This is a genomic window from Aeromonas sp. ZOR0002 (assembly GCF_963866995.1).
Taxonomy (GTDB): Bacteria; Pseudomonadota; Gammaproteobacteria; order Enterobacterales; family Aeromonadaceae; genus Aeromonas; species Aeromonas caviae.
In genome coordinates this window covers 43162-64311 of record NZ_CAWMFQ010000034.1, presented here as the reverse complement: position 1 = coordinate 64311, position 21150 = coordinate 43162, and the positions used below count along the sequence as shown (strand labels likewise).

Below are 21150 nucleotides of genomic sequence, written 5' to 3'. Positions count from 1 at the left end.
GCCAGGCGGCAACAATCGGCCCAGTGGGCACGCCCTAGAGGGGGGAGCATAAGTGGCAGATACCTATGACAGCCTGCTGGGCGTCAACCGGACGACGTCGGCCCAGACCAGTACGGCCAACACCAGTACCCAGAAAAAGGAGCTGGATCAGGAGTCCTTCTTGAAGCTGCTGACCATGCAGCTCTCCTATCAGGATCCGTTCAAACCGGTGGACAACGCCCAGATGCTTTCCCAGATGACCTCGATGTCGACGTCTCAGGGGATCAGCAGCCTTTCCACCCAGATGGAGAGCCTCAACAGCCTGATGACCTCCAGCCAGGCGCTGCAGGCTTCCGCGCTGGTGGGGCAGAACGTGCTGATCCCGTCCAACACGGGTTACGTGGAGAAGGGGGGCACCCTCACGGGGGTCATCGCCACCGGCGATGGCGGCAGCAACATCAAGGTGACGGTGAAGGACGAGAGCGGCCAGGTCATCCGAGAGTTCGCCATCGAAGGGAGCCACAAGGGGAACGTGGCCTTTGAATGGGATGGCAAGGACAAGTCCGGCAACCAGGCCAAGAGCGGCAAGTATTCGATAGAGGCGCATGCCACCGTCGACGGCAAGTCGGAGAGCGTCCCCGCCCTGACTTACGCCAAGGTGGAGAGCGTCACCCTGGGAACGAGCACCAACCCCAGCACCCTCAAACTCAAGGGACTGGGCGGCATCTACCTGACCGATGTATTGGAAATTGGCGCGACGACCGGCAAGACCACCACCCAGTCGGCTTCGTCCTCTAACGCAGTGATCTAAGGAGAAAGACATGTCATTCAACAATGCCCTCAGCGGCATCAATGCGGCTCAAAAAGACCTGAACGTCACCGCGAACAACATTGCCAACGTCAATACCACCGGCTTCAAGGAGTCCCGTGCCGAGTTTGCCGACGTCTATGCCAACTCCATCTTCGTCAACGCCAAGACCCAGGTCGGCAACGGGGTGGCGACTGGCGCTGTGGCCCAGCAGTTCCACCAGGGCGCGCTGCAATTCACCAACAACGCGCTGGATCTCGCCATCCAGGGCAACGGCTTCTTCGTGACCTCGGACGGCCTGACCAACCTGGATCGCACCTACACCCGTGCGGGCGCCTTCAAGCTCAATGAAAGCAGCTACATGGTCAGCAACTCCGGCGGTTATCTGCAAGGGTACGAGATCAACTCTGATGGCACCCCCAAGGCGGTGAGCATCAACGCCACCAAGCCCATCCAGATCCCGGACAAGGCCGGTGAGCCGGTGCAGACCACGACGGTCGAGGCTGGTTTCAACCTGCCTTCCAGCACGAAAACGCTGATGGATGTCAATGCCTCCAAATTCGATCCCACTGACTCGACCACCTACTCCTCCTCCACCTCCGTGGTGGTCTATGACTCCCTGGGCGAGCCACACACCATCACCCAGTACTTCACCAAGGAAGCGGATCCGGCCGATCCTACCCAAGCGGCGGTGCCGACTGCCTGGCGCATGTACCTCTATGAAGGGGACAAGCCCATCGACATCGTAGGCGGTACGGCCACCACCATGGCGACCGGTTTGAGCCAGGCCCCCCTGAGCGCCCGGGTGACCTTCGATGCCTCCGGCAAGATGGTCACACCCACCACCCCGGCGGTCATCAAGACGGAACCCCTGGGGGCGACAGGGGCTGGTATCATCACCAATGGCGCCGATGGCACCCAGGAGATTGAGTTCAAGCTTGGTACCGTGACCCAGTACGCCTCCCCCTTTGAAGTGAGCAAGCTGACCCAGGACGGCTCCACCGTCGGTCGCCTGACCAAGGTGGAGATCGGGGCGGATGGCATTGTCTCCGCCACTTACAGCAACGCCACCACCGTCAAGGTGGCCATGGTGGCCATGGCGAAGTTTGCCAATGCCCAGGGTCTCACCCAGGTCGGCGACACCTCCTGGCGCCAGTCCCTGCTCTCTGGCGATGCCTTGCCCGGCACCCCGAACTCCGGCACGTTCGGCTCCATCAAGTCGTCGGCACTGGAGCAGTCCAACGTGGATCTCACCACCGAGCTGGTCGACCTCATCACTGCCCAGCGCAACTTCCAGGCCAACTCCCGTTCCCTGGAAGTGAACAGCTCCCTGCAGCAGAACATACTGCAGATCCGCTAAGACGGCGGGTAGTTGGCAGGGGCGCTTCGGCGCCCCTTGTCATTTCCGTCCCGCCTCATTTCCTCCTTTCATTCCGTCTTCGTCATCTCTATTGGCATTCAACTTGCAGTTGAGCTGTGAGAGTCATCTGTTTGACGGAGGATCCCATGGATCACCTGCTTTACATCGCCATGTCCGGGGCCAAGGAGAACATGAACAGCCTGGCTGTTCGTGGCAACAACCTTGCCAACGCCAACACCATTGGCTTCAAGTCTGACTTCGAGCAGGCGCGCAGCATGCAGGCGTTTGGCGAAGGGCTGCCCACGCGGGTGTTCGCCATGACCGAGCGGCCGGGCCAGAACCTGCAGCACGGCATGCTGATGACCACGGGTCGGGATCTTGACGTTGCCGTCGATGGGCCAGGCTGGATTGCGGTGCAGGATCCCAACGGTGCGGAAGCCTATACCCGCATGGGCAACCTGCAGCTCAATGCCACCGGCAATCTGCAGACTTCCACCGGTCTGAATGTGGTGGATGATGCCGGTCAGCCCATCGTGCTGCCCCTGCCCATGGAGAAGATCGAGATCAATCGTGACGGTACCATCAGCGGCCGTCCCGAGGGGGCAGCCGCCAACCTGCCGGAAGATTTCCAGCGTATCAAGCTGGTCAACCCGGCGGCAGATGCGGTGGAGAAAGGCCAGGACGGCATGTTTCGCCGCAAGGATGGCCAGAATGAGGCCGCGTCTGCGGATGTGGGCCTGATCGCCGGCTCCCTCGAGGGGAGCAACGTCAACGTGGTCGACGAGATGACCAACCTTATTCGCTTGCAACGTCAGTTTGAAACTCAGGTCAAGATCATGAAGACCGCCGAGGAGAACGACGAGGCACAAACCCAGCTGCTGCGTATCAGCTAATCAAGGAGCACCCCATGAATCCTGCACTCTGGATCAGCAAGACCGGCCTCGATGCCCAGCAGACCAACATCTCGGTCACCTCGAACAACCTGGCGAACGCCAGCACAGTGGGCTACAAGAAGGCGCGAGCCATCTTCGAGGATCTGCTGTATCAGAACATCAACCAGCCTGGCGGTCGTTCCTCGGCGGACACCGAGCTCCCTTCCGGCCTGATGCTGGGGGCGGGGGCCAAGGTGGTCGCCACCCAGAAAAACCACAGTCAGGGCAACGTCCAGACCACGGATAACTCCCTTGATCTGATGATCAGCGGCCGCGGCTACTTCGAAATCCAGCTGCCCGATGGCAGCGCCGCCTATACCCGCAACGGCCAGTTCACCCTGAACGACGAGGGAACCATCGTCACCCCGGGCAACGGTTACCCGTTGCAACCGGAGATCCAGATCCCCGAGAACGCCCAGAGCGTCACCGTGGGGGAGGATGGCCAGGTCTCCGTCCAGCTCAAGGGGGATGGCCAATCCCAGGTGGTGGGCCAGATCAACACCACGGACTTCGTCAACCCCACCGGCCTGCAGCCCATGGGGGAGAACCTCTTCCTCGAGACCCAGTCCAGCGGCGCCCCCATTCAGGGGACTGCCGGTGCGGACGGGCTGGGGGTGATCAAGCAGGGGATGCTGGAGACCTCCAACGTCAACGTGACCGAGGAGCTGGTGAATCTCATCCAGGCTCAGCGGGTCTACGAGATGAACTCCAAGGTCATCTCCGCCGTCGACTCCATGATGTCCTTCCTGACCCAGCGGACCTGATGAAAGGAGTGTCATGATGAAAGCCATATGGATGCTGGGACTGCTGACGCTGGCGGGTTGCACCAGTACCCCCAATACCGCCAAACCGGATGACCCGGATTTCGCCCCCGTCTACGGGGAGTCGGAGCCGGTGTCGGTGCGCCCGACCGGCGCCATCTTCCAGCCCGAGCAGGTCAACGGCATCTACTCGGACATCAAGGCGCACCGGGTGGGTGACATCATCACCATCCAGTTGGCGGAGTCGACCTCGGCGTCGAAAAAGGCCAACACCCAGAGCGGCAAGGACAACAAGCTGGCGCTCGACCCCGTCACTCTGGGTGGCGTGCCGGTCACGGCGGGGCCCTACGATCTGTCGGCCTCCATCGGCCAGAACAGTGCCTTCAAGGGGCAGGCCAAGGCGGATCAGAGCAACAGCCTGCAGGGCAACATCTCGGTCAGCGTGGTCAAGGTACTGCCAAACGGCAACCTGCTGGTGCGCGGCGAGAAGTGGATCATGCTCAACAATGGCAACGAATACATCCGTATCACCGGTCTGGTGCGCCCGGAGGACGTGAGCTCGGAAAACAGCGTCTCCTCCCAGCGGGTGGCCAATGCGCGTATCTATTACGGTGGTACCGGGGATCTGGCGAACACCCAGGAACAGGGCTGGCTCACCAGCTTCTTCAACGGCCCCTGGTGGCCCATTTAAGACTCAAGAGTCCGGGGCGTTCACGGGCCCCGGATCAGGAAGGTTTTGTTAGGAGATGTCATGAACCGATTCCGTCTGCTTGCCCTGCTGTGCTGCCTGCTGCCCTTCGGGCTGGCGCACGCATCCCGCATCAAGGACCTCGCCTCGGTGGAAGGAGTGCGCAGCAACCAGCTTATCGGTTACGGTCTGGTGGTGGGCCTGCCCGGCACGGGGGAGAAGAACAACGCCTTCACCGAGCAGACCTTCAGGACCATGCTCAACAACTTCGGCATCAAGGTGCCTGACAACATCAAGCCCAAGATCAAGGACGTGGCGCCGGTGGCCATCCACGCGGATCTGCCCCCCTTCTCCAAGCCGGGCCAGACCATAGACGTCACCGTCTCCGCCATCGGCGAGGCGAAGAGCCTGCGTGGCGGCACCCTGCTCCAGACCTTCCTGAAAGGGCTGGATGGCCGCGTCTATGCGGTGGCCCAGGGCAGCCTGGTGGTCGGTGGCCTCGGGGCCGAAGGGGCGGACGGCTCCAAGGTAGTGGTGAACACGCCCACAGTGGGGCGCATCGCCAACGGGGCGACTGTGGAGCGGGAGGTTCCCAACTCCTTCAGCCAGGGCGACACCATCACCTTCAACCTGAACCGGCCGGACTTCACCACCGCCCGCCGTCTGGCGGACGTGGTCAACGATCTTGTGGGTCCGAACACCGCCCAGGCGATGGACGCCACCTCCATCAAGGTATTCGCACCGCGGGATCCGGCCCAGCGGGTCTCCTACCTCTCCACCATCGAGAACCTGGAAGTGGACCCGGCGAGCGAGTCCGCCAAGATCATCGTGAATTCGCGCACCGGGACCATCGTCATCGGCAGCGAGGTCAAGCTGCGCCCGGCGGCCATCAGCCACGGTGGGCTGACGGTCACCATCGCCGAGAACCAGCAGGTCTCCCAACCCAATCCGCTCGCTGGCGGGCAGACGGCGGTCACCAACAACTCCACCATCAACGTGCAGCAGGATCCCGGTCGGATGTTCAAGCTCGATACCGGCGCGACCCTGGACGACCTGGTGCGGGCGGTGAACCAGGTGGGGGTCGCCCCCGGGGATCTGATGGCGATCCTGGAGGCGCTGCAGCAGGCGGGCGCGATCCAGGGCCAACTGGTCATTCTGTAATTTCGTGAGCGGCAAGCGGTTGCCACGGGCGGCAAAGAGGTAGGTTATGGCAGAGTTCGACACCCAGAGCGGTATCAATATTGGCATGGTGCAGGACGTCCAGAACCTGGACAAACTGCGCCAGATGAGCCTGAGCAAGGAGGGGAAGCAAGGGGCCCTGATGGCGGCCGCCCGCCAGTTCGAATCCATCTTCACCCAGACCCTGTTCAAGGGGATGCGCCAGGCCAACTCGGTGCTCACCGAGGGCAACCCGATGAACAGCAGCTACACCCAGTTCTATGAAGGGATGCTGGACGAGCAGCGGGTTGCCGACATGTCGAGCAAGGGGGGGCTGGGCATTGCAGAGATGGTGGCCAGGCAGCTCTCACCCGAGCAGACCTTCACCCATCAGGATGGCCGGGTACTCAAGCTGCCCCAGCGTACCGAGCGGGTCTACAAGCCCTATCAACCCCCCAGCGCCTCCAACGATCTGATTGCTGCCGCCAAAGTTGGCAAAGATTTTGCTGATAACGAAATGAAGGGTGAGCTGAATGGGGCCGAGCGTACGCTGGCCCTGCCAAGACGCCCCCACCGCACCGTGCCGCCCATGGGCAGCAGCCAGAGGCCTTCGGCCCTGGATGGCAGCGCCAAGGTGTTTGACAGCCCGGAAGAGTTCGTCGACAGGCTGATGCCGCTGGCCAAGAAGGCGGCGGACAAGCTGGGGTTGAGCCCGGCGGTGCTGGTGGCCCAGGCCGCCCTTGAGAGTGGCTGGGGCAAGCGGGTGATCAAGGATGCAGACGGAAACGTGACGCACAACCTGTTCGGCATCAAGGCCGATCCGCGTTGGGAAGGCCCCAAGGCGGTGGTGAGCACCCTGGAATACGAGCAAGGGGTGGCCTCGCGCCAGAAGGCGGCGTTTCGCTCCTACGAGTCGTTCGAAGAGAGCTTCAACGACTACGTGGATTTCCTGACCTCTGGGAGTCGCTACAAGGGGGCGCTGGCCAAGGTGGACAGCCCGGAACGTTACTTCGAGGCGTTGCAGCAGGCCGGTTATGCCACCGATCCCCAGTACGCCAGGAAACTTAAACAAGTGTTGCGCAGTGATGCCATCGCCGGTTACTCGACGCCCGGCAACATTGCAGACAGGAACACAGAGATGGAGCTGTAAGCTATGGCAAGCGATCTGCTTGGAATTGGGACCTCGGGTGTGTTGGCCCAGCAGCGACTGCTGCAGACCACCAGCAACAACATAGTGAACGTCAATAGCCAGGGCTATGTACGTGAACGCACCCTGATCTACACCAATTCCGTCGGATTGGGGACGGGCGACATGGTGAGCGATCGCATCATCAACGCCTATGCCCAGGCCGAGGTGCGCCGGGATACGTCCGCCTATCAGGCGGCCAACACCCGCTACGATCAACTGTTCCAGCTCGACAGCCTGCTTGGTGATGCCAGCAACAGCGTGGGGACCACCATCACCTCCTACTTCAAGGCTTTCCACACCGCCAACGAGTCACCGTCCGAGATCGGAGGGCGCAAGACGACCCTGAGTGAACTGAGCGGCATGGTGGACAGGTTCCATACCCTCTCCGCCCAGCTCGACAAGCAGTCCGATACCATCAACGCCACCATAGGGGACGAGACGGACAGGGTGAACAGCCTGCTGAACAGCATCAACGATCTGAACCAGGCCATCGTCCGCACCCAGGGCTCCCCTGAAGAGAACCTGATGCTGTTCGATCAGCGGGATGAGGCCATTCGCCAGCTCTCCGAGAAGATGGAGATCCGCACCGTGACCCAGCCCAATGGCAGCATGCTGGTCAACATGAGCACAGGGCACTCTCTGGTGCTCGATGGCGGCGTGGCCCAGTTCAAGGTGGTGCCGGGGGACCCGGATTCCCGTGAGCCTTCCCTGCAGCTGACCCTGGGCAAGAACCAGGCCAGCATCAACGACCAGGATATTGGCGGTGCCATCGGTGGCCTCTTCACCGCGCGCCGGGATCTGGAGCCCGCCAAGCGGGAGCTGGGGCAGCTGGCCGTCGCCCTGGGGGATGCCATGAACCAGCAGAACCGGCTGGGGATGGATCTCGACAACGAGCTTGGGGGGGATCTCTTCACCCTCAAGGGAAGCCAGGGGCTGCCCTACGCCAGCAACCAGGGTAACGGGGCGGCCAGCGTCAACTTCGTCCCCGGCAAGGGGAACGAGGTCACCACCTTCGACTACGAGGTGCGGTTCAACAGCGCCACCGGTTACGAGGTATTCGCCATCGACGGCAGCGGGCAGCGTACCTCGCTCGCCACGGGGACCACGCCGCCAGCCACCTTCGAGGTGGCGGGGCACGGCATCGAAATCGATCTCTCCGGCACTCCGGTCGCGGGTGACAAGATCTTGTTGCAACCCACCCGGAATGCGGCTGCTAACCTGGAGCAGGCGATCACCCGTCCCGAGGATATCGCGCTGGCATCCCCCCTGAAGGCGGACAAGGGATCCCAGAACCTGGGCTCGGGCGAAATAACGCTGGGCGGTGTCTACAACACCGGCACGGGCTCGGGTTTTGGCTCCAACACTCTGGACCCGAGTGCCCCCCAGGTCATCAAGATCGACGGCAGCGGCAACTACGAGGTCTATGACAAGAACAACAACCTGCTCGGTGTGGCCCCCGCCTCCAGCAAGGGAAAGAACCTGATGGCCGCCCTCGAGAGCCCCCTTGGGGGGCCCAAGGTCTACGCCGATCCGACCCAGAGCCCGGGCTATGAGTTCAGCATCACCGGCAAGGTGGAGGCCAACGACAGCTTCACGCTCAGCTACAACAAGGACGGCTTTGCGGACAACGCCAACGGCCTGGCGCTGGCGGAGCTGCAGAACAAGGAGCTGGTGCGTAAGAACAACAACGCCGCCACCAGCAACGACAAGATGACCTTCAACGATGCCTACTCGGGTCTGGTGAGCGGCATTGGCAACAAGACCAGCCAGGCCAAGACCCTGTTGCAGGCCAACGAGGCGAAGCTGACCCAGAGTACCGCCATCTTCGAGAGTGTCTCCGGCGTCAATCTGGAGGAGGAGGCGGCCAACCTCATCCGCTTCCAGCAGTCCTATGCGGCCTCGGCCCAGATAGTGAATACCGCCAAGACCATCTTCGACACCCTGCTCTCCTCCGTGAGGTAAGTCATGCGCATCACCACCAACATGATCTATGACCGCAACCTTGCCTCCATGAGCAAGGTGAGCGAGCGCCAGAACACCGCCTACAACCAGTTGATGACGGGGGATAAATTCTCCCGTTCCGGGGAGGACCCGGCCGGCATGAGCCAGAAGATGGCGCTGACCAAGGAGATCGATCTCTTCAAGCAGTACGGCGTCAACGGCAGCCTGCTGGAGAACAGCCTGGGCCACGAGGAGACGGTGCTCACCTCCCTCAACAACGCCATGCTGAGTGCCCAGACCCTGATCCAGAAGGCGAACAACTCCGCCATGGGCTCCGAGGAGCGCAACGCCATCGCGAGCGAACTGGAGGGGCTGCAAAAGCAGATGTTCGACCTGATGAACAGCAAGAACTCCCAGGGGGAGTACATCTTCGGCGGCAATCAGAGCAAGACCCAGCCCTTCGTCAAGGATGCCAGCGGCAACTATGTGTTTCAGGGGGACACGGGGCAGCGCAACATCCAGGTCTCTCCCACGGTGCAGATCCCGGCCAACGACTCCGGTTTCGATCTGTTCGAGATGGTGGCGACCCGGCGCACCGCCAGCGCCGCCAGTGGCAACATCCAGGTGTCGGTGGCGGATCAGGGGAACTTCGAGAGCTTCTATCGCAACAACTATGATGCTTCCCTGCCGAGCAACCAGTATGCGGTCAGCACCCTGGCCGGGCCGCCGGACACCTACGAGATCCGTGACAGCGGTGGCACCCTGCTGCAAAGCGGCGACTATGTGGCAGGCAACAAGATCCCCTTCAACGGCCTGGCGCTCACCCTCGACCTCCCTGCGGGGTCGGCGACCCAGAACTTCGTGCTGGATACCCCGAAAAACGACAACATCCTCAATGGCATGTCCGATTTCATCTCCGCCATGCGCGATCCGACCCTGTCCGAGAGCGATTTCCAGCTGGCGGTCTCCGATGCCACCACCCACATGAGCAACGCCAGAACCAAGATAGACCGGGGACTGGGGGAGCTGGGGGGAAGGATGAACAGCCTGGAGCAGGTGATGAGCTCCAACGACGGACTCAGCACCCTGAACCAGCAGGCGCGGGCCAAGGTGTCCGAGGCGGACATGTACGAGGTGATCGCGGCCCTCTCCAAGGAGGATGCAGCCATGAGTGCCTCCCAGCTCGCCTTCAGCAAGATAAGCAAGCTGACCCTCTTCGACTATATCCGCTGACGTTCATCCGTTGACCGCAGGCTCCCCCGTGCCACGCACGGGGGAGCCTCGTTTCATGAAGGGCCCGCCGTCCGGCCAATTTGTAACAACCCGTTGCCAGGGGCCCGTTTGCCTTGACTCGACCTGCGCCTGGGCAGATGATGCCGCCCGCACGGTAGCGCCGTGCAATCAATGTTCGCAGCATCTCGTTAGGCGAGGCTCCTGCATAAACACAGGCCACTGATCTCACGACGTCCAGAGACGCCCAAGATCAGGACAGTTTTCATCGGATTAAGGTGTCAACCCAAGTGGCTTCCGGCATGCCGGATACGTTATGCAGTGCTAAAGCTGGTACGTGGGGATGAAAACACGCCGGACGGCGTCATTTCCTGCCTGTTACTCGTCAATCAAATTGCTGTTTTCTTGCCGTTGCATCCGGCCAGGTGCCGGAGGCGTTCAGGTTCGCCTGAAATCACATGAGGACATCTGTGATGAAGAAAACACACACCCTGCTCAATCGTCATCAACTGCTCGACCCGGTTGCCCTGCGCAACTGGCTGGCGCACAACCTGGATCCGGTGGCCCGTGCCGATCAGCTTCTGACCCTGCGCCCGGAAGAGCTCAACTGCATCTTCGATACCCTCTCCATGCCGGAAGGGGCGTCCTTGCTCGCCTCCCTCCCGGCGGAGTGTGCCGGCCATCTGCTGCTCAGGCTGCATGGCAGCATCGTGGGGATACTGCAGGGCACCCTGGCCCGTCGTGACCTGCTGGCCATCCTGCGCAGGCTCGACGAGCACGATCGCAAGACCCTGCTCGCCCGGCTGCCGGAGCCCGCCCGCAAAGCCTTCCAGTCCCTGCTGGCCTGGCCGAACGAGTCGGTGGGGGCCAACATGCGCCACGAATACCTGGCAGTGGAGGCCGATGCGACGGTGGAAAGCGCCAAGCAGCTGATCCACGGCGCCTGGGATCAGGCCAGGCTGTTCGGTCATCTCTATGTGGTTGACGGCGAGCAGCGCCTGCTTGGCAGCGTCTCCCTCAAGTCGTTGCTGATCGCCGATCCGCTGCTGCCGGTAGGGGACCTGATGGAGGGGGAGGCGGTGCGCATCAACGCCCGGGCGGATCAGGAGCTGGCGGCCCGCCTGCTCATTGATCGCGACCTCTCGCTCCTGCCGGTGGAAGATCAGGGTCGTCTGGTGGGGGTCTTCCACGTGGACGATGCCGCCGACATCCTGGAGCTGGAGTCCACCGAGGATGCGGAGCTGCAAGGGGGCTCCTCGCCGCTGGATACCCCCTATCTGCAGGCCACCCCCTGGCAGTTGTGGCGCAAGCGGGTGGGCTGGTTGCTGATCCTGTTCGTGGCGGAAGCCTACACAGGCACCGTGCTGCGAGCCTTTGAAGAGCAGCTGGAGGCGGCCATCGCCCTGGCCTTCTTCATCCCGCTCCTCATCGGTACCGGTGGCAACAGCGGTACCCAGATCACCACCACCATAGTGCGTGCCATGGCGGTGGGGGAGGTGAGCCTGAAAAACCTCGGCACCGTGCTGAAAAAGGAGATCTCCACCGGTCTGCTCATCTCGGCCGCCATCGCACTGGCGGCCTGGGTGCGGGCCTGGAGCCTGGGGGTGGGGCCCGAGATCGGCATGGTGGTGACCCTGACCATCGTCGCCATCGTGCTCTGGAGCGCCACTGTCGCCTCGGTGATCCCCATGGTGCTGCGTCGCTTTCGCATCGACCCGGCGGTGGTCTCCGCCCCCTTCATCGCCACCCTGGTGGACGGTACCGGCCTCATCATCTACTTCGAGATAGCCAAGCTGATCCTGCCGGATCTGCAGTAGGAAAGGACAAGAGACAAAAAGGCAGCCATCGGCTGCCTTTTTTTTCGTAGAGGAGCGGATCACCCGAGCTGGAACAGCAGGGGCCAACCCTGCTCGTGGCAGTAGCGGTGCTCCTTTTCCAGGTTCTGCATCAGCAACTTGTTCTCGTCGCACCAGTCCAGGGGCAGGGTGACCACCAGCTGATCCCCGGCGGCCTGCACGTTCCACTCGGGCAGCAGGTTGTCCTGACGCCTGTGGTGGGCCGCCACCGCGAGGCGCAGGATGCGGATGCAGCGCAGCACCGTCTGCTCGTCGTGGTTGGGCAGGGCCGGCAGCTCGGAGAGCTTGAGCCCCTTGCGATGAAAGCGCACCAGGGCCGCCAGCAAGGCCTGATCGTCCTGGTTGAAGCCGGGCAGGTCGGTGTTTTGCAAGATGTAGGCGGAGTGTTTGTGGATGCCGCTGTAGTTGATGGCAAGGCCGATTTCGTGCAACCGCGCCGCCCAGCCGAGGATGGCGCGATAGGGCTCTTCCGGCATCTCCCAGGGGCCGCTCAGGGCGTCGAACAGGGAGAGGACGCTGCGCTCCACCCGGGTGGCCTGGCGCTTGTCGATGCGATAGTGGGTGCTGAGTGCAAGCGCGGTGCGTTCGCGAATGTCGTGATGCTGCAGGCGCTCCTCGAACTCGTAGAGCAACCCTTCGCGCAGGGCGCCGTCGGAGTACTCCATTCGCTCGATGGGCAGGGAGGTGAAGAGCCCGAGCAGGATAGCCACCGCGGCGGCGAACACCCCCTGACGCTCCTCGGTGAGGCCCGCCAGCTTGAGCTGGTCGACCCGCTTGTGCTTGAGCATCTCTTCCTTCAGCCGCTCCAGTCCCGCCAGGGTGATGGCACCATCGGTCCACTCTTCCCCCTGCAACACGTCGCGCACGGTGCGGATGGAGCCCGAGCTGCCGAGGCAGCTCTGCCAGCCCAGCTTGCGGTACTGGTTGATGATGGGGGCGAGCTGATGCTGGGCTTCCAACACGGCGGCGTTGAAGGCCTTCTCGCCGAGCTTGCCGTTGCCAAAGAAGCTCTGGGTGAAGCTCACGCAGCCCATCTTGCGGCTGGTGAGCGCCTTGTGCTCAAACCCTTCGCCAATGATGAGCTCGGTGCTGCCGCCGCCGATGTCCACCACCAGCACCTGGCCCTCGATGTGCTGGGTATGAGCGACCCCCTGATAGATGAGGCGGGCCTCTTCCTGGCCGCTGATGATCTCGATGGGGTGGTTGAGCACCTTGGCCGCCTCGCGCACGAAGTCGCGGGCGTTGCTGGCGCGGCGCAATGTGTAGGTGCCGGCGATGCGGATCTGATCCGGCTTGATGTTGGTGAGCCGCTCGGCGAACAGGGCGAGGCAGTCCAGCCCGCGCGCCATGGCCTCCTGGGACATGCGGCGCTGCTCATCCATCCCTTCGGCGAGGCGCACTCGCTCCTTGATGCGATCGATGATCTGCATCCGCCCCTCGGTGAGGCGGGCAATGACCATGTGGAAGCTGTTCGAGCCCAGATCGACAGCGGCGTACAGACTATTGTCCATGGTTTGACTCTATGCGTTTGAGGTAGTCGTAAATCGCCACCTGGGAACGGATCTTGCGGCGGTTGCCCCGCTTCACGTACTCGTTCTTCTGGTCGGCATCGATCACCCGCGCCTTGCAGGTATCACTCAGTTGTAGCTCGAGAATGTCGAGGATGCGCTGCTTGAGCCGCTCGTCATAGATGGGGGTGCCCACCTCGATGCGACCGTCGATGTTGCGGCTCATCCAGTCGGCACTGGAGATATAGAGCTGGGGATTGCCCTTGTTGTGGAACACCATCACCCGGGGATGTTCGAGGAAACGGTCGATGATGCTGATGACCCGGATGTTGTCGCTCAGACCCGGCACTCCCGGGCGCAGGGCGCACATGCCCCGGATGATCATCTGGATGGGCACCCCGGCCTGGCCGGCGGCATAGAGCCGGTTGATGAGGTCTCTGTCCACCAGGTTGTTGATCTTGAGGGTGATACCGCTGGGTTGCCCCGCCTTGGCGTTGGTCAGCTCGTTGTCGATGAGGCGATAGAGCTGGCGGCGGCTGTTGATGGGGGAGACCAGCAGGTGGTTGAACTTGTAGCGCCGGTACGGGTACTCGATGTACTCGAACACGCTCTCCACCTCGGCGGTGATGTCCGGATGGCGGGTCAGCAGGGAGAAGTCGGTGTAGATCTTGGCGGTCTTCTCGTTGAAGTTGCCGGTCCCGATATGGGCGTAGCGCACCGCCTCGCCGTTCTCGTGGCGGGTGATGAGGCAGAGCTTGGAGTGGATCTTGAGGCTGGGCACCCCGAACACCACCTTGACGCCTGCGTCGGTCAGGATGTTGGCCCAGTCGATGTTGGCCGCCTCGTCGAAGCGGGCGCGCAGCTCCACCACCACGGTCACCTTCTTGCCGTTGTTGGCAGCGTCGATGAGGGAGTGGATGATCCGCGACTTCTTGGCCACCCGGTAGATGTTGATGCGAATGGCGCTGACCGCCGGGTCGAAGGCCGCCTGGCGCACCAGCTCGGTGAAGTGGTGGAACTTGTGGTACGGGTAGTAGAGCAGGATGTCCTGCTTGGCGATGGCGTCGAAGGCGTTGACGAAGCCGTCAAAGTCGCGGCAATCCAGCGCCGGCAACTTGGGGTTTTCCAGATAATCCCGGCCCACATTGGGGAAGCCGATGAAATCCTTGAAGTTGTGATAGCGCCCACCGGGCATGATGGCGTCGTAGGAGCTGATCTGCAGCTTGAGCTTCAAGAAGCTTATCATGGCCGCCGGCATCTCCCGCTCGTAGACGAAGCGCACCGGCATGGCGGTGAGGCGCTGTTTCAAGCCGTCACTCATCTTGTCCACCAGGCTGAGGTCCAGCTGGTCGGAGAGGTCATATTCGGCATCCCGGGTCAGCTTGACCGCGTAGGCGGCAATCTCGTCGTAGTCGAAGAAGCCCTTGAAGATCTCGTCCAGACAGAAGCGGATGACGTTGTCCAGGATGATGATCTGCTTCTTGCGACGGGTGCCCTCCGGCGGTAGCTGGAAGAAGCGGGGCAGATCGTCGGTGGGCACTTCCACCAGGGCGTACTGGATCACCTGGCCGTTCTTCTTCATCTCGATGGCGAGATAGGTGTGCTCGTCTTTCAGGAACTTGACCGGGTTGACCTCTTTGTTGAGGAGGATGGGGATGATGTGGCGCAGCACCTTTTCCCGGAAGAAGATACGCAGCCACTGCTGGATGGAGTCGGAGAGCTGGCTTTCGTTCACCAGGAAGATGTTGTGGCGGGCCAGCGCGATCAGCAGCTCCTTGTAGGTGTTGTCGAACGCCTCGCCGAGCGCCATCACCTTCTGCTGGATGGCGCGCAGCAGCACCTTGGCCTCGTCGTCGCCGCCGTGGACTTCGTTGATGAGGATGCGGCGCTTGACGTCCGACACCCGTACCTTGAAGAACTCGTCCTGATTGGAGGAGAAAATCCCGAGGAAGCGGACCCGCTCGATGAGGGGTACCGTCTTGTCCATCGCCTCTTGCAACACCCGTTCATTGAATGAGAGCCAGCTAAGCTCTTTCTCTTCATACTGCTTGTCGGTGCTCATCTGGTGCCTCTTTGCTCTGGTTGCGTCTGCGCGGAAGTTATGGCGTCAAACCATGACAAATTTATGACAGGCGACACTATTCGCTCAGATCCTGATCGATGTCGACGACGAGGTCGTCGGAGAGGGACTCCAGGGCCGTGACGAGATCGTCCAGCTCGAGCTGCGGCGGCAGGGCCACCAGGGCGTGGGCATAGAAGAGGGGGGCGCCTGAGTGGGGCGCAGGTTCGCAACCTGTGGTGAGGTCGGCGACGTTGATGTTGAGCTGTCGCAGGATGCTGGCCACTTCGTGCACGATGCCCGGTCTGTCGTTGCCGGTGACGCTCAGCATCACCTGATGGGCCGGTTGCGGGCTCAGCTGCCCTTCGGCGAAGCTCACGGTGAGGCCAGGCAGCATCACCAGAGCCTCGCACAGGCTGCGGTAATGCTCGTCAGGCACGGCGACGTGCAAAATGCCGGCAAATTGCCCCGCCAGCTCGCTCATGGAGCTGGCCAGCCAGTTGCCCTGCTGCCGGGTGATGGTATCGGCCAGGCTCTCGACGATCCCGGGTTTGTCTGCGCCGATCACGGTGACGACCAATTGCTTTTGCATCCTGCTCTCCTTGAATGGGGCTGCGTGGGGTCCGTTGACACCTGGCGGCGACGGGGTGCGCGCCAGAACGTCCATGGGCTCTAGCATTGTGCCTGCTGTGACAGGTCATATGAAGCCCGCCTTGCGCAAATTCAGTGAAAAAACGCGAATGCCGGGACGGGCTTGATTTCTGCGCTGCCTGAGTCGCTTTCCCCGTGGTAGAGTGTGCCCCTTCCTCTGGTGTGAACTGAATTTGTCTTGTAAACGGGATGTGCGTGTATGAATAGCCTTGTCGTATCGGGAGCCGTGTTGCTGGGGTTGCTCCTGCTGGTGATCGTCTGGCGCAGGGAGAAAGGGGGCAAGGCCGAGCCCTATGATCTGCAGGAAACCTTGATGAGCCCAGCGGAGCGCACCTTCTTTGGGGTGCTGGATCAGGCGGTGGGGGACAAGGCCCGTGTCTTTGCCAAGGTACGAGCCTCCTATGTACTGACGCCCGAGGCGCACCTTGGCAAGGGCAAGCGCCAGCAGGCGCTCGGCAAGATAGGGGAGAAGCACTTCGATTTTCTGCTCTGCCACCCGGCGGATCTCTCTTTCCTGTGTGCCGTGGAGCTGGATGACGAGGGGCACCGCCACCAGAAGCGCAAGGCGCGGGATCTCTTCCTGAAGGCGGCCTGCGATGGCGCCGGTCTGCCGCTGTTGCAGATCCCGGCCAGCAGCCACTACCAGGTCGACGAGTTGCGGGAGCAACTGCTGCCCCTGCTGGCGAGAACGACGGCGCCGATGGATGACCTGCTGCCCGGCGAGCGCCGCGAACCGACCTTCAGCCCGCTGCTGCTCGATGGTGTCGATCTGGGCACGTCACACCCGGGGGCTGCCAGGGAGCCCCAGGTGCCGCCCCCCCAGGCCGAAGAGGCAATGCCCGTGTTGATGGAGGAGAATCCCTTCCTCGATCCGGATGAGGAGGAGCCCCGGGAGACGATCCCCCATTGCCCCCGCTGTGCCGCGCCCCTGGTGGCACGGGAAGCACGAAAGGGTCCCCACGCCGGTCGCCTGTTCCTCGCCTGCAGCCGGTTTCCCGAGTGCCGCTATGCCGCTCCCCAGGAGAGCGTGAAGCACTGATCCCTCCTCTGACGCCGCCCCCTGTCGGCGTCATTCTTTTCCCTTCGCTGGTTTTCATCCGATACTCAATCTGGCTGGAAGCGTGATCCCCGTCCCGCCAGGGTCCGGGAGGATGCGACAAGTTTTGACAATCCGCCAGAATTTTGGCACTTTGTCCCCCTTATGACACAGTGCGAAATTGGTTTTAATAAGCACTTAAAAAACAATAATTTGGCGTCAGGTGTGAAAATATGGATAGGATGGCTATGGGTGTGCTGCTTGTTGATGCCGATGATGTGCGGCGCCAGCAACTGGGGACTGTGCTCTCCTTCATGGGGATCTCCTGGCAGGAGGTGGTGGAGAGCGATCTCGATGTGGCCATCGAGACTGCCGGGCCCTTGCAGGGAATTCTGGCCGGGGAACTGCGCGAGCGCGCCCTGAGTGAGCTGCTTGCCGCCCACCCTCGTCTGCCCTTTCTCTCCCTGATGCCGGCGAGCCATGGCTGCAGCAACTTCATCGGGGTGGCCGAGGCGCCCTTTACCTATGAGTCCCTCACCCGTCATCTGCACTTCTGCCAAGCCTTCATCTCCCTGCATCCCCGTCATCAGACCCACGACAAGGGTCAGACCCTGCTGCGCCTGCTGGTGGGCAAGGGGAGGGGCATCCAGGAGGTGCGCCGTCTCATCGGCCAGGTGGCCGAGACCGACGCCAACGTACTGATCCTCGGTGAGTCCGGGACCGGCAAGGAGGTGGTGGCTCGCGCCATCCACGAGCTGTCCGCCCGAAGCGCGGGCCCCTTCGTGCCCATCAACTGCGGCGCCATTCCGGCGGAGCTGCTCGAGAGCGAGCTGTTCGGTCACGAGAAGGGGGCCTTCACCGGTGCCATTGCCGCCCGGCGCGGCCGCTTCGAACTGGCCCAGGGGGGCACCCTCTTCCTCGACGAAATCGGCGACATGCCGCTGCCGATGCAGGTCAAGTTGCTGCGGGTGCTGCAGGAGCGCCAGTTCGACCGGGTCGGGGGCGGCAAGGCCGTCCAGGCAGATGTGAGGGTGATCGCGGCGACCCACCGGGATCTGGAAGCCATGATCCGCACCCAGGCGTTTCGCGAAGATCTCTACTACCGCCTCAATGTGTTTCCCATCGAGACCCCCCCCCTGCGGGATCGGGCCGACGACATCCCGCTGCTGCTGCAGGAGCTGCTCAATCGCCATGCCGAACAGCACAAGGGGATCATCCGTCTGACCCAGCGCGCCATGGAGTCCCTGATGCAGTACGCCTGGCCCGGCAACGTGCGCGAGCTGTCCAACCTCATCGAGCGCCTGCTCATCCTCTATCCGAACCAGATCGTCGATGTCGCGGATCTGCCCGGCCGCTATCGCCTGCTGCCCTGCGAGCCACGAGATGAACGGCTCACCGAGATGGACGAGCGGGACGCCCTGGCTGCCGTGTTCCAGTCCCCACCAGAGCTGGATCCCGGCATCGCCATGCCCCTGCCCATGCAGTTGCCCCAGGAGGGGGTCAACCTCAAGGAGATGCTGGCCGATCTCGAGGTGGAGCTGATCCGCCAGGCCCTGGAGTCCCAGGACGGGGTGGTGGCCCGCGCCGCCGACCTGCTCAGCATGCGCCGTACCACCCTGGTGGAGAAGATGAAGAAGTACGGCATGAGCAAGGACAATTGAGGTCAATGCTTTGACGCATTGACCCAATGCATTGATAAATAACGTCTATTTTGCTGGCATGGAAATTGAATAAGCTGACTCAATCGCCAGTTTGAGGTCAGCTTTATGACAATCTTGCAGCAGGATGCCCCCCTCCAGTCACATGAAGTGAGTCAGCTTTACGCCATCTTCACGGCGCTGCCGACCGGCGTGCTGCTGCTCGATGGCGAGGGGCTGATCACCCGCGCAAACCCTGCCGCCCTGGCGCTGCTGGGAGAGCCACTGGAAGGCCTTTCCTGGCGCCAGATCATCGCCCGCTGCTTCGAACCCCGTGAGGATGACGGTCACGAGATCTCCTTGCGCGACGGCCGCCGGGTCCAGCTGTCGACCCAGCCACTGCCGGATCAGCCCGGCCAACTGGTGTTCATTACCGACTTGACCGAGACCCGCCAGTTGCAGGACAGAGTCAACCACATGAAGCGCCTCTCCGCCCTTGGCAACATGGCGGCTTCCCTGGCGCACCAGATCCGCACCCCGCTCTCCGCCGCCATGCTCTATGCGGCCAACCTGGCCAACCGCACCCTCAAGCCTGAATCCCGCAGCCAGTTCCAGCAAAAATTGATGGCGCGCCTGCAGGATCTCGAGAAGCAGATCAACGACATCCTGCTGTTTGCCCGCAATGGCGACAACCAGGTGGTGGCGCCCCTCTCGGTGCAGGGCTTGCTGGCGGAAGTGCAGGCGGGGGCCGACGCCTTCTGCCAGCAGCAGGGCTGCGCCTTGCATCTGGAGGCCCCTGAGCCCGATCTCTGTCTGCTTGCCAACAGCAGTGCCCTGGCGGGGGCCATCAACAACCTCATCGCCAACGCCCGGCAGGCCGGTGCCGATTCGCTCCTGGTGAGCGCTGTACGCAGCGGCAACCGGGTGGAGATGCGGGTCATCGACAACGGCAAGGGGATGGCCCCCTCCCTGCTCAACCAGATCTTCGAACCCTTCTTTACCACCCGTTCCCAGGGCACGGGCCTCGGTCTTGCGGTGGTGCAGTCGGTGGTACGAGCCCATCAGGGGGAGGTAAGCGTGGCCTCGGTCCCTGGCGAGGGCACCTGTTTTACCCTGTCCTTCCCCCTGCATCAGCAACAGGTTCAGTTGGGGGGCGTGGCATGATGCGCGCAAAAGCCGGAGCGCCGGTGAAGATGATTCTCGACAAGGCCATGTTGGTTGTAGGAGGTGTGGCATGACCCAGGCTCGTATTCTGGTGGTGGAAGATGACAACGGCCTGCGCGAGGCGCTGGTGGATACCCTGCTGCTCGGTGGCTATGAGTGCCGCGAGGTGGACAGCGGCGAGCGGGCCCTGCTTGCCCTGTCCCGTCAGCGCTTTGACATGGTGATCTCCGACATCCAGATGGGGGGCATGGATGGTCTGACCCTGCTCGCCAACATCCGCCAGCAATATCCCCAGGTGCCTGTGCTCCTGATGACTGCCTACGCCAACATCGACGGGGCGGTGCGCGCCATGCGCGAGGGGGCGATCGACTATCTGGCCAAGCCCTTCTCCCCCGAGGTGCTGCTCAACCAGGTCAGCCGTTATGTGCCGGCCCAGAAGGTGGAGAAGCGTGCCGTGGTGTACGGGGACCCCAGGACTGCGGAGCTGTTCCAGCTGGCGACCCGGGTGGCCAGAAGCGAAGCCACCGTCATGGTGACCGGACCGAGCGGGACGGGCAAGGAGGTGCTGGCTCGCTACATTCATGACCACTCCAGCCGGGCAGAGCAGGCCTTCGTCGCCATCAACTGCGCCGCCATTCCGGAGAACATGCTGGAAGCGACCCTGTTTGGCTACGAGAAGGGCGCCTTCACCGGTGCGGTGCAGGGGTGCCCTGGCAAGTTCGAGCAGGCTCAGGGAGGAACCCTGCTGCTCGACGAGATCACCGAGATGGATCTGGGGCTGCAGGCCAAGCTGCTGCGGGTCTTGCAGGAGAAAGAGGTGGAGCGGCTCGGCAGCCGCAAGATGATCCCCCTCGATGTGCGGGTCATTGCCACCAGCAACCGGGATCTGAAAAAAGCGGTGCAGGACGGGTTGTTCCGCGAGGATCTCTACTACCGCCTCAACGTCTTCCCCCTGCGCTGGACGGCGCTCTGGGAGCGCCCGGGGGACATTCTTCCCCTGGCGGAGCATCTGCTGGCGCTGCATGCCAGCCAGATGGGGCTGCCGACGCCGCAGCTTGCAGAGGACGCCCGAGAGCGTCTGATGGCTCACCCCTGGCCCGGCAACGTGCGCGAGCTCGACAACGTGGTGCAGCGGGCCCTGATCCTCTGCCCAGACGGCCTCATCGACTGTGAGCACCTGATCCTGGAAGAGA

The 21150-nt window shown here is 62.5% G+C and carries 17 protein-coding genes and 1 riboswitch; of the genes, 14 read left to right on the top strand and 3 right to left on the bottom strand.

Annotated features, from left to right (window positions below):
* The first annotated feature begins 52 nt into the window (after positions 1-52).
* The 10 genes from AACR77_RS02585 to mgtE all read left to right on the top strand — a co-directional run bounded on the left by AACR77_RS02585 (position 53) and on the right by mgtE (position 11863).
* A complete protein-coding gene (locus AACR77_RS02585; RefSeq protein ID WP_042879599.1) occupies positions 53-790 on the top strand; it encodes a flagellar hook assembly protein FlgD in 738 nt (245 codons plus the stop codon).
* Between the two features lie 10 nt (positions 791-800).
* Complete coding sequence (flgE, locus tag AACR77_RS02580; RefSeq protein WP_039040233.1) at positions 801-2147, top strand: flagellar hook protein FlgE; 1347 nt, start codon at positions 801-803, stop codon at positions 2145-2147.
* A gap of 146 nt (positions 2148-2293) precedes the next feature.
* Positions 2294-3040, top strand: coding sequence for a flagellar basal-body rod protein FlgF (flgF, locus tag AACR77_RS02575; RefSeq protein WP_042879597.1), 747 nt, complete (start codon positions 2294-2296; stop codon positions 3038-3040).
* A 14-nt stretch (positions 3041-3054) separates the two neighbouring features.
* Positions 3055-3843: a flagellar basal-body rod protein FlgG gene (flgG, locus tag AACR77_RS02570; RefSeq protein WP_010675290.1), complete on the top strand. Its 789-nt coding sequence runs from the start codon at positions 3055-3057 to the stop codon at positions 3841-3843.
* A 16-nt stretch (positions 3844-3859) separates the two neighbouring features.
* Positions 3860-4531, top strand: a complete 672-nt coding sequence (flgH, locus tag AACR77_RS02565; RefSeq protein WP_010675289.1) for a flagellar basal body L-ring protein FlgH — start codon at positions 3860-3862, stop codon at positions 4529-4531.
* Between the two features lie 60 nt (positions 4532-4591).
* On the top strand, positions 4592-5689 hold the full coding sequence (locus tag AACR77_RS02560) for a flagellar basal body P-ring protein FlgI (protein WP_010675288.1): 1098 nt from the start codon (positions 4592-4594) through the stop codon (positions 5687-5689).
* 46 nt (positions 5690-5735) lie between these two features.
* Complete coding sequence (flgJ, locus tag AACR77_RS02555) at positions 5736-6836, top strand: flagellar assembly peptidoglycan hydrolase FlgJ (protein ID WP_042879594.1); 1101 nt, start codon at positions 5736-5738, stop codon at positions 6834-6836.
* Between the two features lie 3 nt (positions 6837-6839).
* The gene (gene flgK, locus AACR77_RS02550) at positions 6840-8837 is read left to right on the top strand and encodes a flagellar hook-associated protein FlgK (RefSeq protein ID WP_042879592.1); all 1998 of its coding nucleotides are present in this window, start codon (positions 6840-6842) and stop codon (positions 8835-8837) included.
* Between the two features lie 3 nt (positions 8838-8840).
* Positions 8841-10049: a flagellar hook-associated protein FlgL gene (flgL, locus tag AACR77_RS02545; RefSeq protein ID WP_010675285.1), complete on the top strand. Its 1209-nt coding sequence runs from the start codon at positions 8841-8843 to the stop codon at positions 10047-10049.
* A gap of 177 nt (positions 10050-10226) precedes the next feature.
* Positions 10227-10396, top strand: a riboswitch (M-box (ykoK) riboswitch).
* Between the two features lie 123 nt (positions 10397-10519).
* The gene (mgtE, locus tag AACR77_RS02540; protein WP_042879590.1) at positions 10520-11863 is read left to right on the top strand and encodes a magnesium transporter; all 1344 of its coding nucleotides are present in this window, start codon (positions 10520-10522) and stop codon (positions 11861-11863) included.
* Positions 11864-11922: 59 nt separating this feature from the next.
* Here mgtE and ppx read toward each other — a convergent pair whose 3' ends face one another.
* From ppx to AACR77_RS02525, 3 genes are all read right to left on the bottom strand, one after another.
* The gene (gene ppx / locus AACR77_RS02535) at positions 11923-13413 is read right to left on the bottom strand and encodes an exopolyphosphatase (protein WP_039040239.1); all 1491 of its coding nucleotides are present in this window, start codon (positions 13411-13413) and stop codon (positions 11923-11925) included.
* Complete coding sequence (gene ppk1 / locus AACR77_RS02530) at positions 13403-15472, bottom strand: polyphosphate kinase 1 (protein WP_042879587.1); 2070 nt, start codon at positions 15470-15472, stop codon at positions 13403-13405. Before ppk1 ends, ppx begins: the two co-directional genes overlap by 11 nt.
* Before the next feature lie 76 nt (positions 15473-15548).
* Entirely contained in the window at positions 15549-16061 is a 513-nt protein-coding gene (locus tag AACR77_RS02525) for a glycine cleavage system protein R (protein ID WP_010675281.1), read from the bottom strand.
* Between the two features lie 258 nt (positions 16062-16319).
* Between AACR77_RS02525 and AACR77_RS02520 the strand changes: the two genes are divergently transcribed.
* From AACR77_RS02520 to AACR77_RS02505, 4 genes are all read left to right on the top strand, one after another.
* Positions 16320-17159, top strand: coding sequence for a DUF2726 domain-containing protein (locus tag AACR77_RS02520; RefSeq protein WP_042879586.1), 840 nt, complete (start codon positions 16320-16322; stop codon positions 17157-17159).
* A 239-nt stretch (positions 17160-17398) separates the two neighbouring features.
* Positions 17399-18817 (top strand): sigma-54 dependent transcriptional regulator, encoded by a 1419-nt coding sequence (locus AACR77_RS02515; protein WP_042879584.1) that lies wholly within the window; start codon positions 17399-17401, stop codon positions 18815-18817.
* Positions 18818-18922: 105 nt separating this feature from the next.
* Positions 18923-19957: a sensor histidine kinase gene (locus AACR77_RS02510; RefSeq protein WP_042879582.1), complete on the top strand. Its 1035-nt coding sequence runs from the start codon at positions 18923-18925 to the stop codon at positions 19955-19957.
* A 70-nt stretch (positions 19958-20027) separates the two neighbouring features.
* On the top strand, positions 20028-21150 hold a 1123-nt coding region (locus AACR77_RS02505), incomplete at its 3' end, for a sigma-54-dependent transcriptional regulator (RefSeq protein WP_081999368.1).

Excerpts from the sequence above, each read along its gene's own strand:
- flgH (WP_010675289.1), top strand. The coding sequence starts at position 3,860 with ATGAAAGCCATATGGATGCTGGGACTGCTGACGCTGGCGGGTTGCACC.
- ppx (WP_039040239.1), bottom strand. The coding sequence starts at position 13,413 with ATGGACAATAGTCTGTACGCCGCTGTCGATCTGGGCTCGAACAGCTTC.
- ppk1 (WP_042879587.1), bottom strand. The coding sequence starts at position 15,472 with ATGAGCACCGACAAGCAGTATGAAGAGAAAGAGCTTAGCTGGCTCTCA.
- flgK (WP_042879592.1), top strand. The coding sequence starts at position 6,840 with ATGGCAAGCGATCTGCTTGGAATTGGGACCTCGGGTGTGTTGGCCCAG.
- flgF (WP_042879597.1), top strand. The coding sequence starts at position 2,294 with ATGGATCACCTGCTTTACATCGCCATGTCCGGGGCCAAGGAGAACATG.
- flgL (WP_010675285.1), top strand. The coding sequence starts at position 8,841 with ATGCGCATCACCACCAACATGATCTATGACCGCAACCTTGCCTCCATG.
- mgtE (WP_042879590.1), top strand. The coding sequence starts at position 10,520 with ATGAAGAAAACACACACCCTGCTCAATCGTCATCAACTGCTCGACCCG.
- AACR77_RS02515 (WP_042879584.1), top strand. The coding sequence starts at position 17,399 with ATGGCTATGGGTGTGCTGCTTGTTGATGCCGATGATGTGCGGCGCCAG.
- AACR77_RS02510 (WP_042879582.1), top strand. The coding sequence starts at position 18,923 with ATGACAATCTTGCAGCAGGATGCCCCCCTCCAGTCACATGAAGTGAGT.
- flgG (WP_010675290.1), top strand. The coding sequence starts at position 3,055 with ATGAATCCTGCACTCTGGATCAGCAAGACCGGCCTCGATGCCCAGCAG.
- AACR77_RS02520 (WP_042879586.1), top strand. The coding sequence starts at position 16,320 with ATGAATAGCCTTGTCGTATCGGGAGCCGTGTTGCTGGGGTTGCTCCTG.
- flgE (WP_039040233.1), top strand. The coding sequence starts at position 801 with ATGTCATTCAACAATGCCCTCAGCGGCATCAATGCGGCTCAAAAAGAC.
- AACR77_RS02525 (WP_010675281.1), bottom strand. The coding sequence starts at position 16,061 with ATGCAAAAGCAATTGGTCGTCACCGTGATCGGCGCAGACAAACCCGGG.
- AACR77_RS02560 (WP_010675288.1), top strand. The coding sequence starts at position 4,592 with ATGAACCGATTCCGTCTGCTTGCCCTGCTGTGCTGCCTGCTGCCCTTC.
- flgJ (WP_042879594.1), top strand. The coding sequence starts at position 5,736 with ATGGCAGAGTTCGACACCCAGAGCGGTATCAATATTGGCATGGTGCAG.